This is a genomic window from Vibrio sp. S457-15 (genome assembly GCF_000960545.1).
In the GTDB taxonomy this organism is placed as follows: Bacteria; Pseudomonadota; Gammaproteobacteria; order Enterobacterales; family Vibrionaceae; genus Vibrio; species Vibrio parahaemolyticus.
Genome location: NZ_JYOQ01000007.1, coordinates 1 through 396 on the forward strand (window position 1 = coordinate 1; position 396 = coordinate 396).

Here is a 396-nt window from a genome sequence, read left to right on the forward strand (position 1 = left end):
AACTACGTGCAGTTGCAAAGCCCGGCGCTGTGCAATATGCCGCGCGATCGGTGTGGTAATACTCCCACGCTTGGCGTAACTCTTCGTTTGGCGCGTCTTCTTCTTTTAACGGCGCCATTGGGATTGTGACAAATTCAGCGCCGCTCGCGTCCGAAGTTCTGGCGAGTGATCCCGCCTCGATGTAAGGGATGGCGTCGCTGTCTTTTACACTGTTATCCCAACCATTACGGAACATTTGACCGATATTAACCATGCTGACGGTACCGATAGCCTTAATGCGGCGGTCATTAATCGCTGCGTTCGCGGTGTAACCAGCACCTGCACAAATCCCCATTGCACCAATGCGTTCGTTATCTACGTAGTCAAGAGTGGTGAGATAATCGATAACGGCACTCA

The 396-nt window shown here is 52.0% G+C and carries 1 protein-coding gene; it reads right to left on the bottom strand.

The annotated features are described in order from the left end of the window. On the bottom strand, positions 1–396 hold a 396-nt coding region (locus UF05_RS02570), incomplete at both ends, for an alpha/beta hydrolase (protein ID WP_048852120.1).